The organism is Sciscionella marina DSM 45152 (genome assembly GCF_000379465.1).
GTDB classification, from domain to species: Bacteria; Actinomycetota; Actinomycetes; order Mycobacteriales; family Pseudonocardiaceae; genus Sciscionella; species Sciscionella marina.
This window is the reverse complement of sequence record NZ_KB905458.1, coordinates 143,126-162,876: the sequence shown is the minus strand read 5'-3', so window position 1 is coordinate 162,876 and position 19,751 is coordinate 143,126. Positions and strand designations below refer to the sequence as shown.

General features: G+C 67.9%; 20 protein-coding genes. 12 read left to right on the top strand and 8 right to left on the bottom strand.

The window, feature by feature from the left end; all coding sequences use genetic code 11:
• The first annotated feature begins 7 nt into the window (after positions 1-7).
• From A37U_RS0139970 to A37U_RS0139940, 8 genes are all read left to right on the top strand, one after another.
• Entirely contained in the window at positions 8-493 is a 486-nt protein-coding gene (locus A37U_RS0139970; protein ID WP_020502267.1) for a F0F1 ATP synthase subunit B, read from the top strand.
• Positions 493-1,008, top strand: coding sequence for a F0F1 ATP synthase subunit B (atpF, locus tag A37U_RS50795; protein WP_051111850.1), 516 nt, complete (start codon positions 493-495; stop codon positions 1,006-1,008). The genes A37U_RS0139970 and atpF overlap by 1 nt, the downstream gene beginning before the upstream one ends.
• Complete coding sequence (locus A37U_RS50790) at positions 1,008-1,829, top strand: F0F1 ATP synthase subunit delta (RefSeq protein ID WP_051111849.1); 822 nt, start codon at positions 1,008-1,010, stop codon at positions 1,827-1,829. The genes atpF and A37U_RS50790 overlap by 1 nt, the downstream gene beginning before the upstream one ends.
• A gap of 17 nt (positions 1,830-1,846) precedes the next feature.
• A complete protein-coding gene (gene atpA, locus A37U_RS0139960) occupies positions 1,847-3,493 on the top strand; it encodes a F0F1 ATP synthase subunit alpha (protein WP_020502266.1) in 1,647 nt (548 codons plus the stop codon).
• A gap of 15 nt (positions 3,494-3,508) precedes the next feature.
• Positions 3,509-4,438: a F0F1 ATP synthase subunit gamma gene (locus tag A37U_RS0139955; protein WP_020502265.1), complete on the top strand. Its 930-nt coding sequence runs from the start codon at positions 3,509-3,511 to the stop codon at positions 4,436-4,438.
• A gap of 2 nt (positions 4,439-4,440) precedes the next feature.
• Positions 4,441-5,892, top strand: a complete 1,452-nt coding sequence (gene atpD, locus A37U_RS0139950; RefSeq protein WP_020502264.1) for a F0F1 ATP synthase subunit beta — start codon at positions 4,441-4,443, stop codon at positions 5,890-5,892.
• 125 nt (positions 5,893-6,017) lie between these two features.
• Entirely contained in the window at positions 6,018-6,374 is a 357-nt protein-coding gene (locus tag A37U_RS0139945) for a F0F1 ATP synthase subunit epsilon (RefSeq protein WP_020502263.1), read from the top strand.
• 14 nt (positions 6,375-6,388) lie between these two features.
• Complete coding sequence (locus tag A37U_RS0139940) at positions 6,389-6,820, top strand: DUF2550 domain-containing protein (RefSeq protein WP_020502262.1); 432 nt, start codon at positions 6,389-6,391, stop codon at positions 6,818-6,820.
• Positions 6,821-6,832: 12 nt separating this feature from the next.
• Here A37U_RS0139940 and A37U_RS0139935 read toward each other — a convergent pair whose 3' ends face one another.
• The 4 genes from A37U_RS0139935 to A37U_RS51195 are packed head-to-tail and all read right to left on the bottom strand — an operon-like array spanning position 6,833 to position 10,757.
• Positions 6,833-8,212 carry an amidase gene (locus tag A37U_RS0139935; RefSeq protein ID WP_020502261.1) on the bottom strand — a complete coding sequence of 460 codons (1,380 nt, stop codon included), beginning with the start codon at positions 8,210-8,212 and terminating at the stop codon, positions 6,833-6,835.
• Between the two features lies 1 nt (position 8,213).
• Positions 8,214-8,984 carry an SDR family NAD(P)-dependent oxidoreductase gene (locus A37U_RS0139930; protein WP_020502260.1) on the bottom strand — a complete coding sequence of 257 codons (771 nt, stop codon included), beginning with the start codon at positions 8,982-8,984 and terminating at the stop codon, positions 8,214-8,216.
• Between the two features lie 13 nt (positions 8,985-8,997).
• Positions 8,998-10,461 carry a sodium:solute symporter family protein gene (locus A37U_RS0139925; protein ID WP_020502259.1) on the bottom strand — a complete coding sequence of 488 codons (1,464 nt, stop codon included), beginning with the start codon at positions 10,459-10,461 and terminating at the stop codon, positions 8,998-9,000.
• Positions 10,458-10,757: a DUF3311 domain-containing protein gene (locus tag A37U_RS51195; RefSeq protein WP_020502258.1), complete on the bottom strand. Its 300-nt coding sequence runs from the start codon at positions 10,755-10,757 to the stop codon at positions 10,458-10,460. Before A37U_RS51195 ends, A37U_RS0139925 begins: the two co-directional genes overlap by 4 nt.
• A 45-nt stretch (positions 10,758-10,802) precedes the next feature.
• Between A37U_RS51195 and A37U_RS51190 the strand changes: the two genes are divergently transcribed.
• A complete protein-coding gene (locus tag A37U_RS51190; RefSeq protein ID WP_020502257.1) occupies positions 10,803-11,519 on the top strand; it encodes a FadR/GntR family transcriptional regulator in 717 nt (238 codons plus the stop codon).
• Between the two features lie 4 nt (positions 11,520-11,523).
• On the opposite strand, the gene A37U_RS0139910 is transcribed toward A37U_RS51190, so the two are convergent.
• A complete protein-coding gene (locus tag A37U_RS0139910) occupies positions 11,524-13,005 on the bottom strand; it encodes an LCP family protein (protein WP_240437824.1) in 1,482 nt (493 codons plus the stop codon).
• Positions 13,006-13,146: 141 nt separating this feature from the next.
• On the bottom strand, positions 13,147-13,722 hold the full coding sequence (locus A37U_RS0139905; RefSeq protein ID WP_020502255.1) for a cob(I)yrinic acid a,c-diamide adenosyltransferase: 576 nt from the start codon (positions 13,720-13,722) through the stop codon (positions 13,147-13,149).
• Between the two features lie 74 nt (positions 13,723-13,796).
• Between A37U_RS0139905 and murA the strand changes: the two genes are divergently transcribed.
• Positions 13,797-15,053: a UDP-N-acetylglucosamine 1-carboxyvinyltransferase gene (gene murA, locus A37U_RS0139900; RefSeq protein ID WP_020502254.1), complete on the top strand. Its 1,257-nt coding sequence runs from the start codon at positions 13,797-13,799 to the stop codon at positions 15,051-15,053.
• Between the two features lie 10 nt (positions 15,054-15,063).
• On the opposite strand, the gene A37U_RS47675 is transcribed toward murA, so the two are convergent.
• The gene (locus A37U_RS47675; protein WP_020502253.1) at positions 15,064-16,335 is read right to left on the bottom strand and encodes a sensor histidine kinase; all 1,272 of its coding nucleotides are present in this window, start codon (positions 16,333-16,335) and stop codon (positions 15,064-15,066) included.
• Complete coding sequence (locus A37U_RS0139890) at positions 16,328-17,014, bottom strand: response regulator transcription factor (RefSeq protein ID WP_026198116.1); 687 nt, start codon at positions 17,012-17,014, stop codon at positions 16,328-16,330. Before A37U_RS0139890 ends, A37U_RS47675 begins: the two co-directional genes overlap by 8 nt.
• A gap of 125 nt (positions 17,015-17,139) precedes the next feature.
• On the opposite strand from A37U_RS0139890, the gene A37U_RS0139885 reads away from it, so the two are divergent.
• Both A37U_RS0139885 and ggt read left to right on the top strand, forming a co-directional pair.
• Positions 17,140-17,496, top strand: coding sequence for a hypothetical protein (locus tag A37U_RS0139885; protein ID WP_157183331.1), 357 nt, complete (start codon positions 17,140-17,142; stop codon positions 17,494-17,496).
• A gap of 369 nt (positions 17,497-17,865) precedes the next feature.
• Positions 17,866-19,677: a gamma-glutamyltransferase gene (gene ggt, locus A37U_RS0139880; protein WP_020502250.1), complete on the top strand. Its 1,812-nt coding sequence runs from the start codon at positions 17,866-17,868 to the stop codon at positions 19,675-19,677.
• The last annotated feature ends 74 nt before the right edge of the window (positions 19,678-19,751 follow it).

Below are 19,751 nucleotides of genomic sequence, written 5' to 3'. Positions count from 1 at the left end.
GAGCAATATGCAGACCGAAACGCTCGCCGCCGGGAACAACATTCTGTTGCCCAATGCGACGTTTTTCGTCGAACTGATCATCTTCCTGATCGTTCTGTTGATCGTGTGGAAGGTGATCCTCCCGCCGATCACCAAGGCGCTCAAGCAGCGCGAGGACATGGTCAGCGAGACGACGGAGAACAACAAGAAGGCAGCAGAGGCGCTCAAGGCGGCCGAGGCCAAGTACACCGAGGCGCTCGCCGAAGCGCGTGCGGAATCCGGGCACATCCGGGAGGAAGCACGCGAGGAGGGCCGCAAGGTGCTCGAGGAGATGCGCGACCGCGCCAACGCCGAGGTCGCGCAGATCAATCAGCGCGGCGTCGAGCAGCTCGAGGCCGCACGTGCCGAGGTGGTCGACGAACTGCGCACCGAGGCAAGTGGTCTCTCCAGCCAGCTGGCGAGCCGGATCCTCGGCGAGCAGCCCAATGCCGAGCGCAGTGAAGGAGCTCGCTGATGGACGCCGCGCAAATCGGCGAGATCATCGCCTTCGTACTGATGATCATCGTGATCTGGTGGAAGGTGGTTCCGCCGGTCAAGAAGATGATGACCAAGCAGAAGGACGCCATCGCGCACCAGATCAGCGAGAGTGAAAAGGCCAAGGAGGCACTCGCCGAGGCCGAACGCAAGCACGCGGACGCGGTGAACGAGGCCCGGGTCGAGGCGGCGAAGATCCGGGACAACGCCCGGGCCGACGCCCAGCGCATCACCGAGGAGATGCAGGCACAGGCCGAGTCCGAGGTCACGCGGATCAAGCAGCGTGGCGAGGAGCAGCTGGCCATGCTGCGCCAGCAGACGCTGCGCCAGCTCCGCGGTGAGCTCGGCCTCGACTCGCACCAGGGCGCGGAGCAGCTGGTGCGCGCGCACCTCGCGGACCCGGCGAAACAGCAGGCGAGCGTGGACCGCTTTATCGAGGAGCTCGAAGGCATGGCCAGCAAGCCGGAGCGAGCCAGTGTCGGGGGTGAGGCGTGATGGAAGGTGCCGCGACAAGGGAATCGCTGGCCAGTCTCGGCGACCGCTTCGAGGAGATCGTGGCCGGTTGCGATCAGCCGACGCTGGACACCCTCGGTGCTGAGCTCTCCGCGGTGGCCGGGCTGCTCGACAACGAAGCCATGCTGCGCAAGCACCTGTCCGAGGCAAGCTCGACCGACGAGGCCAAGCAGGGCCTCATCGATCAGCTGCTCGCCGGAAAGGTGAGCGAGCCGACCCTGGAACTGCTGCGGGCCGCGGTGAGCGAACGCTGGTCCCGGGTACGGGATCTGGTGAACGCGATCGAGAGGTTCGCCAGGCTCGCCGTACTGCACTCCGCGGAGCGTGCCGGTGTCACGGCGGAAGTCGAGGACGAACTGTTCCGCTTCGGCCGGGTACTCGCCGGTGAGGGCAGGCTGACCACGCTGCTCTCCGATGAGCAGGCGGACGCCGACGCACGGGTGCGGCTGCTCGGTGGCCTCACGGAGGCGAAGGTCCGTCCGCAGACCGAAGCGCTGCTCGCGCAGGCCGTGCGGGTGCCGCGCGGGCGGATGCTCGACGTGACCGTCGAAGGGCTCGCGGAACTCGCGGCGGCGCGGCGCCAGGAGATCGTCGCGCACGTCATCACCGCCGCCCCGCTCACCGAAGCCCAGCGCGGACGGCTCTCCCAGGTGCTCGCCAGCATCTACGATCGCGCCGTCTCGCTGCAGGTCGAGGTGGACGAGCACGTCCTCGGCGGCCTTGTGGTCCGCGTCGGGGACGAAGTGATCGACGGAAGCATCGCAAGCAAGCTGGCCCGCGCCAAGCAAGACCTACCACACTGAAAGACAGGAACCCTACTATGGCCGAGCTGACGATCTCCTCGAACGAGATCAAGAGCGCGATCGAGAACTACGTTTCGACTTTCCACACCGCGACCTCGCGCGAAGAGGTCGGCGTCGTCACCAGCACCGGCGACGGCATCGCGAACGTCGAGGGCATCCCTTCGGCGATGACCAACGAGCTGCTCGAGTTCGAAGGCGGCGTGCTCGGCCTCGCGCTCAACCTCGAAGAGCGCGTGATCGGCGCGGTCATCCTCGGTGACTACGAGCACATCGAGGAAGGTCAGCAGGTCAAGCGCACCGGCCGGGTGCTCTCGGTCCCGGTCGGGGACAACTTCCTCGGCCGCGTGGTGGACCCGCTCGGCAACCCGGTGGACGGCCTCGGCGACATCCAGTCGGAGACCACTCGCGCGCTCGAGCTCCAGGCCCCCTCGGTCATCCAGCGCCAGCCGGTCAAGGAGCCGCTGCAGACCGGGATCAAGGCGATCGACTCGCAGACCCCGATCGGCCGCGGCCAGCGTCAGCTGATCATCGGTGACCGCAAGACCGGTAAGACCGCGGTCGCGGTGGACACCATCCTGAACCAGAAGCAGTACTGGGCGACCGGTGACCCGGACCAGCAGGTGCGCTGCATCTACGTGGCGATCGGGCAGAAGGGTTCCACGATCGCCAAGGTGCGCCAGACCCTCGAAGAGGCCGGCGCGCTGGAGTACACCACGATCATCTCCGCGCCCGCCTCGGACTCGGCCGGGTTCAAGTACATCGCCCCGTACACCGGTTCGGCCATCGGCCAGCACTGGATGTACAACGGCAAGCACGTGCTGATCGTGTTCGACGACCTGTCCAAGCAGGCCGAGGCCTACCGCGCGGTCTCGCTGCTGCTGCGCCGCCCGCCGGGCCGTGAGGCGTACCCGGGTGACATCTTCTACCTGCACTCCCGCCTGCTCGAGCGCTGCGCCAAGCTCTCCGACGAGCTGGGTGGCGGTTCGATGACCGGTCTGCCGATCATCGAGACCAAGGCGAACGACATCTCGGCGTACGTGCCCACGAACGTCATCTCGATCACCGACGGGCAGTGCTTCCTGGAAACGGAACTGTTCAACCAGGGTGTCCGCCCGGCCATCAACACCGGTGTCTCGGTCTCCCGTGTCGGTGGTTCCGCACAGACCAGGGCGATGCGCACGGTCGGTGGTTCGCTGCGACTGGAACTGTCCCAGTACCGCGAACTGCAGGCGTTCTCGGCGTTCGCCTCCGACCTCGACGCCGCTTCCAAGGCGCAGCTCGAGCGTGGTTCCCGGCTTGTCGAACTGCTCAAGCAGCCGGAGGCCTCGCCGCTGTCCATGGAAGAGCAGGTCGTGGCGATCTTCCTGGGCACCTACGGGCACCTGGACTCCGTTCCGGCCCCGGATGTGCAGCGCTTCCAGTCGGAGTTCCTCTCCCACCTGCGCGGCACCGAGTCCGGACTGCTCACCGAGATCCGGGAGTCCAAGAAGTTCTCGGACGAGACGGAGGAACGGCTCACCGAGCTGGTGAACGAGTTCAAGAAGGGCTTCGCCGCGTCGGACGGCAGCTCGGTGGTGAACGACGCCGAGGCCGAGGCGCTGGACGCCGAGGAAGTCGGCCAGGAGTCGGTGAAGGTCAACAAGCCAGCTCCGAAGAAGAACTAGGGCGGGTTTTCGCAGATGCCAGCACAGTTACGCGTCCTGCGGCGACGGATCCGCAGTGCGGGTTCGATCAAGAAGATCACCAAGGCGCAGGAACTGATCGCCACCTCGCGTATCGCGCGGGCCCAGGCGAACGTGCGCGCGGCGCGGCCGTACGCGGAGGAGATCACCAGGGTCCTCTCCGCGCTCGCCACGGCCTCGGCGCTCAAGCACCCGCTGCTCGTCGAGCGGGAGACTCCGCGGCGGGCGGGGATTCTCGTCGTCACCGCGGACCGCGGGCTCTGCGGCGGGTACAACGCCAACGTCCTCCGGCAGACCGAAGAGCTCATCTCCCTGCTCCGCGAACAGGGTAAAGAGCCGGTGCTCTACGCGATCGGCCGGCGCGGGGTCAGCTACTTCAACTTCCGTGGCCGCGAGCTCGCGGGCCAGTGGACCGGGTTCTCCGAACAGCCGCGCTACGAGAACGCCTCCGAGGTCGCCGAGACCCTGGTCGCCGCGTTCACTGCGGGAGCGGACGACACGGCGGAAGGGCCCGGCGCGGACGGTGTGCTCGGAGTCGACGAGCTGCACATCGTCTACACCGAGTTCAAGTCCATGGTCTCCCAGGTCGCGACCGCGCACCGGATGGCCCCGCTCGAGGTCGAGTACTCCGAGAACGAGGAACCGGTCGAGAACATCAGCTATGAGTTCGAGCCGGACCCGGAGGAACTGTTCGACGTACTGCTGCCGAAGTACATCGGCACCCGGATTTTCGCCGCTCTGCTCGAGTCGGCGGCATCCGAGTCGGCCTCCCGTCAGCGCGCCATGAAGGCGGCGACGGACAATGCCGACGAGCTGATCCGTAGCCTGAACTTGCAGGCGAACGGAGCACGCCAGGCCCAGATCACCCAGGAGATCAGCGAGATCGTCGGCGGCGTTGACGCGCTCGCCGCTGCAGGAGATGAGTGATAATGAGCGCAACCGCAGCAACAGCCCAGCCCACCCAAGAGACGCAGGTGCACGGCCGCGTCGTCCGGGTCACCGGCCCGGTCGTCGACGTGGAGTTCCCGCGTGGCTCCGTCCCTGAGCTGTACAACGCGCTGAACGTGGACATCACGTTCCAGGAGATGGCCAAGACACTGACCCTCGAGGTCGCCCAGCACCTCGGCGACAACGTCGTGCGCACCATCTCCATGCAGCCCACCGACGGGCTGGTGCGCGGCGTCGACGTGCGGAACACCGGCAAGTCGATCTCGGTCCCGGTCGGGGACGGGGTCAAGGGCCACGTGTTCAACGCGCTCGGCCAGTGCCTCGACTCGCCCGGCTACGGCTCGGACTTCGAGCAGTGGTCGATCCACCGCAAGCCGCCGGCGTTCGACCAGCTCGAGGGCCGCACCGAGATGCTGGAGACCGGCCTCAAGGTCGTCGACCTGCTCACCCCCTACGTGCGTGGTGGCAAGATCGCCCTGTTCGGTGGTGCCGGTGTGGGCAAGACGGTGCTCATCCAGGAGATGATCAACCGTGTCGCCCGCAACTTCGCCGGTACCTCGGTGTTCGCCGGTGTCGGTGAGCGCACCCGTGAGGGCAACGACCTCTGGCTCGAGCTCGAGGACGCGGGCGTGCTCAAGGACACCGCGCTGGTGTTCGGCCAGATGGACGAGCCGCCGGGCACCCGTATGCGCGTGGCGCTGTCCGGGCTGACCATGGCGGAGTACTTCCGCGATGTGAAGCAGCAGGACGTGCTGCTGTTCATCGACAACATCTTCCGGTTCACCCAGGCGGGCCAGGAAGTCTCCACGCTGCTCGGCCGCATGCCGTCCGCGGTGGGGTACCAGCCGACGCTCGCCGACGAAATGGGTGAGCTGCAGGAACGGATCACCTCGACCCGTGGCCGCTCGATCACCTCCATGCAGGCGGTCTATGTGCCCGCGGACGACTACACCGATCCGGCCCCGGCGACCACCTTCGCGCACCTGGACGCCACCACAGAGCTTTCCCGTGCGGTGTTCTCCAAGGGTATCTTCCCCGCGGTGGACCCGCTGGCCTCTTCCTCCACGATCCTGGAGCCCTCGATCGTCGGCGAGGAGCATTACCGGGTCGCCCAGGAAGTCATCCGGATCCTGCAGAAGTACCAGGACCTGCAGGACATCATCGCCATCCTCGGTATCGACGAGCTCGGCGAAGAGGACAAGCAGACGGTGTACCGGGCACGGCGCATCGAGCGGTTCCTCTCGCAGAACATGATGGCCGCGGAACAGTTCACCGGCCAGCCCGGTTCCTCGGTTCCGCTCAAGGAGACCGTCGAGGCGTTCGACAAGCTCACCAAAGGCGAGTTCGATCACCTCCCGGAGCAGGCGTTCTTCCTCATCGGCGGTCTCGAAGACCTCGAGAAGAAGGCCAAGGAGCTCGGCGCCAAGTTCTGATTCCCTCGGTGGCCGGGCGGGACAGCCCCTGTCCGGCCACCTCCGGGGGGCGCGCACCCGCGAATCCCCTCGATCGCTTAGACTTTTCCGAACATATCGTTGAAGGAGCTCCCATCGTGGCAGAGATGGACGTCCAGCTGGTCGCCGTCGAGCGCAGCGTCTGGTCCGGAAGGGCCACGTCGGTGTTCGCGCGCACGACCGAGGGCGAAATCGGCATTCTGCCCAACCACATCCCGCTGCTCGGCGCGCTCACCGATGTCGAGGTCGTGCGCATCGACTCGGTCGATGAGGGCCAGCTCTACTTCGTGGTCTACGGAGGGTTCCTCTCGGTAGGCAAGGACAGGGTCTCCGTGCTGGCCGAGAGCGTCGAACTGCGCGACGAGATCGACGTCGACGCGGCGCGCTCGGATCTCGACTCCGCCGACGAACACACCGCGAAGCGCGCCAAAGCACGGCTTCGCGCCGCTGGACAACCGGCCTAGGCGCGGGGCAGCCAGTGGACCTGACTTCGCTCATCGCGCTCGGTCTGCTGGTAATCCTGCTCGTGCTGCTCGCACTTGCCTGGCGGCGGGTTCGGGTGGTCCGCGAGGGCGGTATCCATGTCGCACTGCGTACCAGGGTGGACGGCACCGGCCGCGGCTGGAAACTCGGCATCGGCCACTACCGCGGGGACAGCTTCGAGTGGTATCGCGTGCTCGGTCTCAACTCCAAACCCGACCGGGTCATCGCCCGCAACGACCTCGAGATCGCCGAGCGCCGCGAACCACTGCTCCCCGAGACCTACGCCATGCCCGCGGGTGCGAGCGTGCTGCGCTGCCATGCGGGTGCCCTCGAGGTGGAGCTCGCCATGGGAACCGATGCCATGACCGGGTTCCTCTCCTGGCTGGAGAGCGCACCGCCCTCGCGCAACTTCCCGCACGCGTCCTGACGGAGGCTCGCACTAGCTCGGCCATGGGGGCACCGCCGCTGCCGGGCGTGCCGATTCATACCAGGCGGCCAGCGCGAGCACCCCGGCGTCGTCGAAGCGCCTGCCGGACAGTTGCAGCCCGATCGGCGCACCGTCCCCGGTGAATCCGCAGTTGAGCGAGATCGCGGGTTGCTCGGACATGTTGTACGGGCAGGTGAACGCGATGTGCTCGAGCGAGGCTTCGACGCGGTTGTCCGGGGCGGCGTGTTCGGCGGGGAATGCGGCGACCGGGGCGACGGGGGAGAGTACGTAGTCGAAGGGCTGGGTGGCTTCCACGGTGGCCCGGCGAATGTCCAGGGTGCGGTTGAACGCGCGCAGGACGGCGGTACCGGGGATATCGGCGCCGAGCCGGGACCAGTCGGCGATGAACCCGAGCACGGCGGCCTGTTGCGCACCGGTGTACCGGGAGAACTCCTCCCAGGCGCGCACCCGCCAGAACAGGGTGAGGTCATCGAGCATGGCGCGGGTGAAAAACGGATCGAGCGGTTCCACGATCGCGCCCGCTCCGGCGAAGGTCTCGGCGGCTGCGGTCACCGCGCGGGTGATCGCCTCGGGCACCGCGAGCCCGCACCCGGCATCGAGGAGCAGGCCGATCCGCAGTCCGCGCGGGTCTCCTGCGCCGGTCCGCAACGGCTCGTAGGGCAGGCTCATGTGGTCGCGGTGGTCGGGCAGGGACAGCACCTCGAGCAGCCGGACGGCATCGGCGAGGGTTCGGCTGATCGGCCCGGCCGCCCGGCCGGGATAGGGCGGATCGATGGGCACCCGGCCGAGGCTCGGTTTGTGCCCCACGGTCGCGGTCCACGCTGCGGGCAACCGGATCGAACCGCCGATATCGGTGCCCACATGCGCCGGGCCGTACCCCGCGGCGGCCGCCGCTGCCGCACCGGAACTGGAACCGCCGGGATTCGTGCGGATGTCCCACGGATTCCGCGTTGTCGGGTGCACGCTGGAGATCCCGGAGGACAGCATGCCGAAATCGGGCATCGTGGTCTTGCCGAAGATCACCGCGCCCGCCTCTTTCAACCGAGCGGCCGGCGGTGCGTCCACTGTGGACGGATGCTGCGGGCTGGCCGCGGTTCCGCCGGCCATGGGCGCGCCGCGCAGTGCGATGTTGTCCTTCACGGTCGCCGGAACCCCGTCCAGCGGGCCGAGCTGGTCCCCGTGCCGCCAGCGGAGTTCGCTCTCTCGCGCCGCTTCGCGTGCGGTGCCGAAATCCTCGTGGTACAGCGCGTGGATGCGCGGTTCGGTCGCCTCGACCCGTTCCCGTACCGCCTCGAGCGCTTCGATGGGGGAGAGTTCCCCACCGGAATAGGCTTTGTGCAGTCCTTCGATGCTCAGATCCGCCGGGTTCATGTCAGAGCCTCGGCTCGAACCGGCCGTCGATGGCGGTCCACCCGCCCTCGACGTAGTGCAGTCCGCCGGTGACATAGGAACCGGCATCCGAGGCGAGATAGAGCACGGTGCCCACGATCTCCTCCGGTTTTCCCCAGCGCCGCAGCGCGGTTTTGTCCGCGTACGCGGAGTACCACTCGGGATCGTCCTTGATCTGTTCGGTGAGCGGGGTTTCGAAAGGTCCCGGGGCGACGGCGTTCACCCGCACCCCGCCCGGCCCGAACTCCGCGGCAGCGGCCCTGGCCAGCTGTGCGACCCCGGCTTTGGTCGCCGCGTACACGCCCTGGCCCGGTTCGACGAACTGCGCGCGGAAGCTGGAGAACACGATGATGCTGCCCCTTCCGCGTTCGTGCATGCGCGCGCCGAACTCGCGGATCAGCCGGAAAGTGCCACGCAGATTGACATCGATGACCCGGTCGAACTCCTCGTCCGTGGTGTCGGCGAGCCGCTTGCGCACATTGATTCCCGGTGTCACGACAAGGATTTCGGCCTCCGCCTCTTCTTCGGCGGCCCGGGCGATGTCCGCGGCCGAACCCACATCGAGCGACCGGGCGCGGGCGCCGAGCTCGGTGGCCGCGCTCTCCGCACCGGCGAGATCCTTGTCCGCGACCACGACCTCGGCCCCGTGGGCGGCGAGCCCGGCCGCGCTCGCGCGACCGAGCCCGCTGGCGCCGCCGACCACCACGGCCAGCCTTCCGTCCACAGTGAACAGACGACTCAGATCCGTTGCCATGCCTGCCTCCTTGTCACTGTTTCAAGGTCACGCTCTCCGGCTGGGCGAGCAGCTCCGGTGGGGTGTTCGCGGGGCGGATCGCGGTCACCGCGAGCACCACGAGCAGGTTCGCGGCCAGGCCGAGCAGCCCGGCATTGATCCCGGCGACCGGGTCGTTCCCGGTGAACACGAGCACGCAGGTGAACACGACCCCGACGGTGAGCCCGGAAACCGTTGCGGTGGCCGACATCCGGCGCCACAGCAGGGCGAGCAGTACCGCGGGAAGTAGTTGCGCGAGGCCTTCATAGGACACGACGGACAGCCGCACGAGCGCATTCGGCCAGATATAGGTCAGCAGCAGCGCGATGGCTCCGGCGAGGAAGGCGACCAGCTGGGCGAGCGGGCGCTGCCGGTTCGCGGTCCTCGGATGTGCGCCGAGAATCGAGCGGGCCCACATGGTCCCGATCACCAGCATGAACACCGCCATCGGCACGATCGCGGAGAGTGTTCCGGCCACCCCGAGCAGGCCGAGCAGCCAGGACGGCAGTACCTCGGCGGCCATCCTGAACAGCGACAGGTCGGAGTTGCCCAGCCCGGGAACGGCGAGGCTGGCGGCGAATCCGAGCAGGATCGGAATGAACAGCAGTATCTGGTAGAACGGCATGAAGATGGCGTTGCGCCGGACCACCTGCGGGTTCGCCGCGGCCAGTGAACCGGCGACGGTGGTCGGGAAGATCGCGATCACCACGCCGTTGAGCACGCTGGTGGACACGAACCAGCCGATGCCGAGTCCGGTGTCGCCGTGTCCGGGCAGGGTCAGCCACTGCGCCCGGTGTTCGGTGATCGTGGCGAACATCTGCCCGTAGCCGTCGAAGAAGTGCAGTGGCACGATCACGAAGATCACCACCATCAGCACGACCACGAGCAGATCCTTGAGCACCGAGACCCATGCGCTGCCACGGAGCCCGCTCACCACGAGGAATGCTTCGGTGATCAGGAAAGCGAGGAAGTAGGCGAGCCCGAGCCCGATCGCGCCGTAGCTGACCTCGGCGACGACCACGCCCATCCCGGTGATCTGCACCTGGATGTAGGGGAGCAGGAAAACCGTTGCCAGCACGGCGATCCCGGCGCCGAGCGCGGGGCTGGCGAAGCGGTGCGCCACGATATCGCTGATGTTGTGCAGCCCGTTGCGGTGCGCGTAGGTCCACAACAGCGGCCCGACGACGTAGCCGACCGCGAACCCGATCGCCAGATAGGCCACCAGGTAGAAGATCGGGACACCCTTGTCGTAGCTCCAGCCCGCGGCGCCGAGGAAACTGAAACTCGTATACGTTTCCCCGGCCATCAGCACCCACACGAACAGCGTGCCGAAGCTGCGCCCGCCGACCGACCACTCGGTGAGCGCCTTCCGGTCCCGCCCGCGCGCCGAGTACAACCCGAGCGCGACCGCGAGAACCAGGAAGGCGGCGAGGATCCCGATCGAGACCGCGGCGTTCACTGGCGTTGCTTCCGGTTCGCCCGCCACACCGGATCGCCGCGCGCGGCGAGCCAGATGAACAGCGGCGTCGCCACGGTCGAGACCAGCATCCAGAACATCAGGAACGGCATGCCGAGCACCAGCGGATGGATCCGGTTCACGAACGGCAGTGCGCCGAGGTAGAGCACCGCGGGACCGAGCAGCCACCACAGTGAGGCCCTGCCGCGAAACACAGCGGTCACCTCCTCGCTCTGGTCTGCTGGTCCGACCAGCTCGCCCTCGACAGGTATCGTGGCACCGTGGGTGAACGCGGTCAAGGGGCCAGATTCGCGCCGATCGAGCGCAGGCGCGCCTATGAACAGGTGGTCGAGCGCATCGAACAGGCGGTGTTCTCCGGTGCGCTCACGCCCGGGGAGCGGCTGCCGAGCGAACGGGAGCTGATGGGCCAGTTCGCGGTGAGCCGGTCCACCGTGCGCGAGGCGCTTCGCGTGCTGGAGAGCAACGGAATGGTGCGCTCGAGCCCGCGCGATCCGCGGGGGCCGGTGATCCTGCCGTTCTCCCCGGCGCACCTGCACAAGTCCGTGACTCGGCTGGCTTCGGTGACCGAGCTGAGCCTCGCCGAACTGCTGCAGTTCCGCATGATGCTCGAGGGCTCGGCCAGCTTCCTTGCGACGAACCGGCTCGCGGCCGGTCAGGCAACGGCGGAGCAACTGGCCGAGATCGAGGCCGCGATGGACGATATGCGCGCGGCCGAGGGGCGGATCGAATTCGGGCGTGCCGATCTCGCTTTTCACGACGCGGTCGCGCGCGCCAGCGGGAACTCGCTGGTCCAGGTGTGCACGCACGCCGTGCACACCGTGGTGCTCGGGATCATCGAGGACAAGCTCGACAAGGCAGAGGACTACGCGCGGATCGCCGAACGCACCCTCGGGCATCACGAGCAGTTGATCGAGGCGATCCGCTCCGGTCAGGGCGGCGTGGCGAGCCGGATCGCGCGCGCCAGTCTCTGTGATTACTACGCCGAGTACCTGCCGGAGGCCGAACGGGAGCTGCTGCGGACCTTCGCGCAGGGCAGCTGATCGGCTATTTCACGCAGGGCACCCCACCGCCGCTGAGCGAGTCCGCGGAGTCGGCGGCCGAACCCCCGGAACTGTTCGACTCGCTCTTCGACGGTGCGCCGTCATCGGCCTGCAGGCTGTTCGGAAGCTGGAACGCGGTGCCGAGCACGGCACGCAGTTGGCCCGCGGGCACACTCGCGTCCTGTTTGGTCGCGGCCCCGCCGAGAGTGTCGGCGAGCTGTTTGGCCGCATCGGACTGCCCGGACGGGTATTCCACGACCGTACTCGAGCGATTGCTCGAGGCGTTGGTCGCTTCGCCGCGTTGATATCCTTTCGTGCTGAGCGCCTGGCCGACCGTCGCGGCGAGCCCGGTGCGCCCGTTGGCGTTGACCACATCCACGCTCGGTTTGGGTGCCGGGGCCTGCTGTTTCTGTTGCGGGGCGGGCGGTTCCGGCTGCTTCGGGCTGAGCAGTTCCTTGGTCATCGCCTGGATCTTGTCCTTGTCGACGAAGTTGACCGCGTCCCCGTTCGGGGCTTTGCCGAAGTGGTCGATGGGCAGCGTGACGAACTTGATCTTGCCACTGCTGAGGTTGGTCGCCTGGCTCGCGAGGTTGGCCAGGTCCAGGCCCGAATCGATGGCGATGTTCTGCTTGGCCACGTCGATCAGGCCCTGCAGCTTCGACGGGTTGGTCATCGTGCCCGACTGGTTGAGCTGGTGCGAGAGCGAGGAGATGAACGCCTGCTGGCGGCGCTCCCGGTCCAGATCGGTGAAGTTGAGTGAGGGGTGCACATTGTCGCGGCGCTGCCGGACGAAGGCCACTGCCTGCTTGGCGTTGATCTGCTGTGCCCCCTTGCGGAAGTTCGCGCCGGAGTAGCTGTCCTGGGTCGGCTGCTTCACACACACCTTGATCGGCTGCACGACCTGTGCCACCTGGAAGAACGAGGCCAGGGTCACCTCGACGAAGTGGTCGACCGGTACTCCGTCGAGAAACTGGCGCACCGTGTCGATCTCCATTTTGCGGCCGGCGTCCCTGCTGCGCTGCTCCAGGTCGGCCCGGTCGGTGATGCCCTGGGTGACCAGCTTCTTGTGCTCCTGGTCGAAAGCGAGCCCGTAGGCCTGCTTGATCTTGCCGGAGCACTGCTCGTCCGGGCAGCCGGGGAACTTCACATAGTCATCGCGGGGGATCGAGATCGAGGTCGCCTGGCTCCCGTCCGCGGGCACGTGCAGCAACATCAGCACGTTCGAGTTGTACCCGCCGTTGTCCTGGTCGCCCGCGTGCAGCGCGGCGTACATGCTTTTCGGTAGCGGATTGCCCTGCTCGTCCAGCCTGCTGTCCAGGCCCATGAGTAGAATGTTCATGTCCCCGTCCAGCGAGGTCTGCTCGCCGCTGAGCGCGCCGGACCGGTTGAGTCCCTGCAGCTGGGCCCATGCATATCCGGTGACCGCGAGTACAACCACCGAGAGCACGATCACGGCCGTCCGCGTCGCCAGCACAGCTCGACGCACCCCGAAAACCTCCTCATCGCATGCTTGCCCCGCCACGTGAAGGACGTGTCAGGGTGCGTCCGGGTTGCCAGAATAGAACGATGACTGTAATCGCGGCGTGACATGAACCGCCGACAGCCCCGCAGAGAAAACTCTGCGAAGTCAGCCGCGCTCGCCGCCCGGCTTCCAGAGCACATCCCCGCCCGGGTTCGCCATCCGGCAGAAGATGAACAGCAGATCGGAAAGCCGGTTCAGGTACTTGGCGGTCAGCACATTGGTGCGCTCCGGGTCGGCGTCGAGCACTGCCCAGGCGCTGCGCTCGGCACGGCGGGTGACGGTGCGCGCGACGTGCAACAGGGCCGCGGCCGGGGTGCCGCCGGGCAGGATGAACGAGTCCAGCTTGCCGAGCTCCGGGTTGAACTCATCGCACCACGCCTCGAGGCGGTCGATGTACTCCTCGGTCACCCGCAGGCGGGAGATCCCGCTCTCCTCGATGATCGGAGCGGAGAGATCCGCGCCGAGATCGAACATGTCGTTCTGGATGTAGCGCAGTACCGCGGCGATGCGTTCCTCCGGCGCGCCGAGGCTGAGCACCACGCCGATCGCCGCGTTCGCCTCCTCGGTGTCGGCGTAGGCGGCAAGCCGTCCGTCGGTTTTCGGCACCCGGGAGAAGTCACCGAGCCCGCTGGTACCGTCGTCGCCGGTTCGCGTATAAATCTTGGTCAGGTGTACGGCCATGCCGTCAACCTTACGGTCGCATCACGCGTCTCACCAATGGTCGGGATTTGCCAGGAACAGGAGCGACGGACATCGTGAGTGAACATTTCCGGGTACGTGGTGGCGCCCGGCTGCGGGGTGCGGTCGATGTGGTCGGCGCGAAGAACAGCGTGCTGAAACTGATGGCGGCCGCGCTGCTCGCCGAAGGAACGACGACGCTGACCAACTGCCCGGAAATCCTCGACGTGCCCTACATGGCCGAGGTGTTGTGCAGCCTCGGCTGCACGGTGGACATCGACGGGGACACCATCGCGATCACCACCCCGACCGAACTCTCGCACCGACCGGACGGGGAGTCCATGCGCAAACTCCGCGCCTCGGTGTGCGTGCTGGGCCCGCTTGTCGGCCGCTGCAAGCGCGCGGTCGTCGCGCTGCCCGGCGGGGACGCGATCGGTTCACGCCCGCTGGACATGCACCAGAGCGGGCTGCGCCAGCTCGGTGCGCACAGCGATATCGAGCACGGTTGCGTTGTCGCCGAGGCGGAGAACCTGCACGGCGCCCAGATCTGGCTGGACTTCCCGAGCATGGGCGCCACGGAGAACATCCTCATGGCCGCGGTGCTCGCCGAAGGCACCACGGTGATCGACAACGCCGCGCGGGAACCCGAGATCAGCGATCTGTGCACGCTGCTGACCCAGATGGGCGCGAAGATCGAGGGTGCGGGCACCTCCACCCTCACCGTGCACGGCGTCGAAGCGCTCGTTCCGGCCGAACACGAGGTCATCGGCGATCGCATCGTCGGCGCCACCTGGGCGTTCGCCGCGGCGACCACCCGGGGGGACATCACCGTGCGCGGGGTGGACCCGCATCACCTCGACCTGGTGCTGGAGAAACTGCGCATCGCGGGCGCCGAGGTCACCTTCGGGGAGCGGGAATTCCGGGTCGTGCAGCCGGAACGGCCCAAGGCGGTCGACTTCGTCACGCTGCCCTATCCCGGGTTCGCCACCGATCTGCAGCCCTTCGCGATCACGCTCGCCTCGGTCGCCGAGGGCACCTCGATGATCACCGAGAACCTTTTCGAATCCCGGTTCCGGTTCATCGAGGAGATGATGCGGCTCGGCGCCGATGCGCGCACCGACGGGCATCACGCCGTCATCCGCGGCATCGAGCAACTGTCCAGCGCGCCCGTCTGGGCCTCCGACATCCGCGCGGGTGTCGGGCTCGTGCTCGCCGGGCTCTGCGCCGACGGGGACACCGAGGTGTGGGACGTGTTCCATATCGACCGCGGTTACCCGAAATTCGTGGAGAACATGACCGCGCTCGGTGCGGATGTCGCGCGGGTGAACGCCTAGCGCGACTCGGTCAGCGCGGGAAGGCGGCGGTGAAGTGCGCGCCGCCGAGGCCCGACCCGGCGCGCGGGGGTTCGGCGCGCAGCGTGCCACCGTGTGCCTCGGCGATCTCCCGTGCGATGGCCAGCCCGAGGCCGGTGCCGCCCGCTTCGGCGTTGCGTGCCGTGTCCAGCCGGGCGAACCGTTCGAAGATGCGTTCCCGCTGATCCGCCGGGATTCCGGGACCGTCATCGAGGACGTCCAGCCGCACGCCGTGGTCCCGTACCCTCAGTCGGACCCGCACGGTGCTCGCGGCGTGCGCGCGGGCATTGTCGAGCAGGTTCGCCAGCAGCCGGGCGAGATGCCGTGGGTGCCCTTCGATCACCGCCTCGTCCGCCGCTTCGAACCGCCAGTCGAGGCCGCTCTCCGGTTGTGCACCGATCGCGTCCGCGGCGATCGCGGCGAGGTCCACCGGTTCCGGTCTCATCGGCGAGGAATCGATCCGTGCGAGGGTGAGCAGGTCCGCGCTGAGCCGCTCCAGCCTGTCCAGGTCTTCGAGTGCGCCATCGGCGACGTCCGGCCAGTGCACCAGTTCCGGATGGGCCCGGGCCACCTCGAGCGGGGTGCGCATGGTGGCCAGCGGGCTGCGCAGCTCGTGCGAGGCGTCCGCGATGAACCGCTGCTGACGCCGCACCGATCGGTCCAGGCGTTCGAGGGTTTCGTTGAGGGTCTCGGCGAGTTTGGTGATCTCGTCCCGGCCCGAGGGCACCGGCATCCTGGCGGACAGTTCGTGTGCCGAGAGCCGCGCGAACTCGTGCCGGATCGCCTCGACCGGCCGCAGTGCCCTGCCGGTCCCGAACCAGGTGAGTGCGCCGACCAGGGCGAGCAGGATCGGCCCGCCGATCAGCAGCGCCCCGGTCGCCGCGCTCGTCGCCTGGGCAACGGGTTCGGTCGAAGCACGGGCGACCACGGTTTTCACGCCTTCCCCGGTCGGCACCGCCGTGCTGGCCACCTTCGTGTCGCTCATCCTGGCCGGGCGAGCGGGTCCGGCGCGCTTCAGCTGGGCGGCCGGTTTCCCCGGGACCACCTGCACGTCGACCGCATCGGTGCGGACCGGGAGGGTTCTGCCGTACTGTACGGCCGCCGCGGATCTGGCCAGCTGCAGGTGCACCGAGGAGTCGAGCTCGGTGGACAGCCGGTTGTGCAGGTAGCCGATCAGCAACCAGCCGATCGCGGCGAGGGCGGCGGCGACCACGGTCGTGGCGACCGCGGTGGTGCGGGCCCGGACCGAGAGCCTGCTACGCATCCGCGGCCCCGTCCGCGAGTAGCTGGTAACCGTGCCCGCGCACGGTGCGGATGCTGGTGCGGCCGAACGGCGTATCGATCTTGCGGCGCAGCGCGCTGATGTGCACCTCGATCAGATTGGCCGCGCCGTCGAAGGCGAAATCCCAGCCGCCGTCGAGCAACCGTTGTTTGGAGAGCACCTGCCCCGGGCTGCGGGCGAGCAGTTCGAGCACGGCGAATTCCTTCGCGGTCAGGCTGATATCGGTACCCGCACGCGAACACCGCCTGGTCGCCGGGTCGAGCACCAGGTCCCCGGCGTGCAACAGCGAGGGACGGGCGACCGGGCTGCGCCGCAGCACCGTGCGCAGCCGGGCGAGCAGCACGACATAGGAGAACGGCTTGGTGATGTAGTCGTCCGCGCCCGCATCGAGTGCCTCCGCCTCGTCGTACTCGCCGTCCTTCGCGGTGAGCATGATGATCGGGGTCCAGTCACCCGCCGCGCGCAGCCGCGAACAGACCCGGTAACCGTTGAGCCCGGGGAGCAGAATGTCGAGCAGGATCGCGTCGTAGTCATGGCATTCGGCCAGCCACAGGGCCTCCGTGCCGTCGCCGGTCACATCCACCGCCCAGCCCTCCGCCTGAAGCCCCGTGTGCAGGGCAGCGGCGAGACGCTGCTCGTCCTCGACGACCAGTACACGCATGCGGACAAGGATCACACGGCAACCTGAAGACGCCTTCAGGTTCGTTCAGCTTCCCTTCAGCGGGCCACCGGCACAGTCGGTCCTGCCATGGCAGATCACGGGTAAACCGACGAACTGGAGTGAACATGCGAATCGATCGCGCGGTCCGCCGCACCGTCCTGATCCTCGGCTGCACCGCGGCGGTCGGGGTTGCCACGGCCGGCGCCGCATCGGCCGCCACCGATCCCGGCAACACCACCAAGACCCCCGCGCAGACCGTCGAGGCCCCGGCCGACGCGGCACACATTCCCGGGCACAAGATCAGCGACGCACCGCACCGGGTCATAGTCCTGCCATCGGGCCAGGTCATCATCCTGCCTCCGGGGGCGAGCCTGCCGACCAAGCCCGGGCACCCGGCACAGCCCGCACACCCGGCCCGCCCGGGCGAACCCGGCCAGACCCTGCCGACCAAGCCCGCCGAACCGGCCACCCCGAAGAAGTAGCCGCACCAGGCCGGGCGCCATGTATCCACGGCGCTCGGCCACGGGGGTACCCCCCGATGGCAGTCTATCGAGGTCAGAGGGGCTTTCGGGGGCTTGTGCATAATCTGTGGATAACTCCGCAGGTTGTGGATAACTCGGTGTACAAGCGGTGCGGTGCAGCTCGGTTGCACGCTCCTGGGCAGTGCGAATCTCCCTCCGTCCGTGGTGCACGCCGGGCGTGCACGGCTGGGGATCCGAATACCTCCGGGATGTGGAAACGGCCATCGCGACGGTCGAACGGTTCGGCGGGCGTTGCCCTCCCACGCGATGGCAGCGGACCGCCGGACACATCTCTGGTGCCCGGCGACACAATGGGGTAGAACACAGCGCATGCTCGCCAAGCCTGTCGCGGCCCTCGTCACCGTCCTCGCTTTGGTTGCCACACCCGGGATGTCGGCCGCAGCGCCCAATCCGCCCAAGAATCCGGTGGCCACCGGAACAGGCGGGGCGGTCGTCTCGGACACCGCGGAGAGCACGGCGGCGGGCATGCGAGTCCTCAAGGAAGGTGGTACCGCGGCGGATGCGGCGGTCGCGGTCGGTGCGACGCTCGGGGTCACCGATCCCTACGTCGCGGGCCTCGGTGGCGGTGGGTACGCGGTGTACTACGACGCGCGCACGAAGAAGGTCTCCACCATCGACGGCCGGGAGAAAGCGCCCTACTCCGCGGACAAGAACCGGTTCATCGACAAGCGGACCGGCAAACCGATGGACCGGGACATCGCCATCAACAACGGGATCTCGGTCGGGGTGCCCGGAATGCTCGCCACCTGGCAGCGGCTGCTCGACCGCTGGGGCAAGTTCGACCTCGGCAAGACGCTGGCGCCCGCGCAGTCCGTCGCGGCCAAGGGATTCACCGTGGACCAGGTGTTCGCCGATCAGACCGCGCAGAACCAGAAGCGGTTCAGCCAGTTCGCCCCGACGGCGAAGCTGTTCCTGCCCGCCGGAAAACCGCCCGAGGCCGGCTCCACCTTCAAGAATCCGGATCTGGCCCGCACCTACGCCCAGATCCGCGCGCACGGCACGAAAGCCTTCTATCGCGGGAGTATCGGCCGCGATCTGACCAAGGCGGTGGACAATCCGCCGACCGCGCCGGGTGCGAACATCGAACCGAGTTCCGGGCGGATGTCGAACGCCGATCTCGCCACCTACCGCACCGCGGACCAGCGTCCTGCGCATTCGAAGTACCGCGGCCTCGACGTGTACGGGATGGCGCCGTCCTCCTCGGGCGGGGTCACCGTCGGTGAGGCGCTGAACATGCTGGAAACCAAGAACCTCGCCACGATGGACCGCGCCGAGGCGCTGCACCACTACCTGGAGGCGAGCAGGCTGGCCTATGCCGACCGGGACCGTTACCTCGGCGATCCGCGCTACACCCCGGTTCCGCAGCGGGAACTGCTCTCCCAGCGCTACGCGGACGCGCGCGCCTGCCTGATCGACCCGGAACACGCGGGCAAGAGCCCCGTCGCGCCCGGCGATCCCTACCGCCCGGACACGGGCTGTACCGCGAAGGCCGGTGCTCCCGCACAGGACAAGGGCAGGCACACCAACCATTTCGTGGTCACCGACAAATGGGGCAATGTCGCCTCCTACACCAACACCATCGAACAGCTCGGCGGCAGCGCGATCACCGTGCCCGGGCGCGGTTTCCTGCTGAACAACGAACTCACCGATTTCGACTTCGCGCCGAGTGCCGCGGGAGTGCCCGACCCGAACCTGCCCGCTCCTGGTAAACGCCCGCGCTCCGCCATGTCCCCGACGATCGTGGCCAAGGACGGCAAGCCGTTCCTCGCGGTCGGGTCCCCCGGTGGTTCCACGATCATCACCACGGTGCTGCAGATTCTGGTCGACCGCATCGATTTCGGGATGGGCCTGCCGGAGGCGATCGCGGCGCCGCGTGCCTCGCAGCGCAACACCGCCGAAACCCAGGTCGAACCGGCTTTCCTCGCCTCACCGGAGGCGAAGAAACTCGAGAAGCTCGGACAGAAGTTCTATGTGGAGTCGACCGCGGACCAGCCGGGCGCCGAACCGACCATCGGGGTCGCCGACGGCCTGGAGTTCCGTGCGGGCGGCTCGGTCGTCGCCGCGGGCGAACCGGAGCGGCGCGGTGGCTCGGCCGCGGCCGTGATGCACTCGGTCGGCTGAACGCTTGACCGGTACATGTGACCGGGTCCACCGTGCGAACGGGTTACCGGCCAGTACCATGGGTTAGCGTCGGT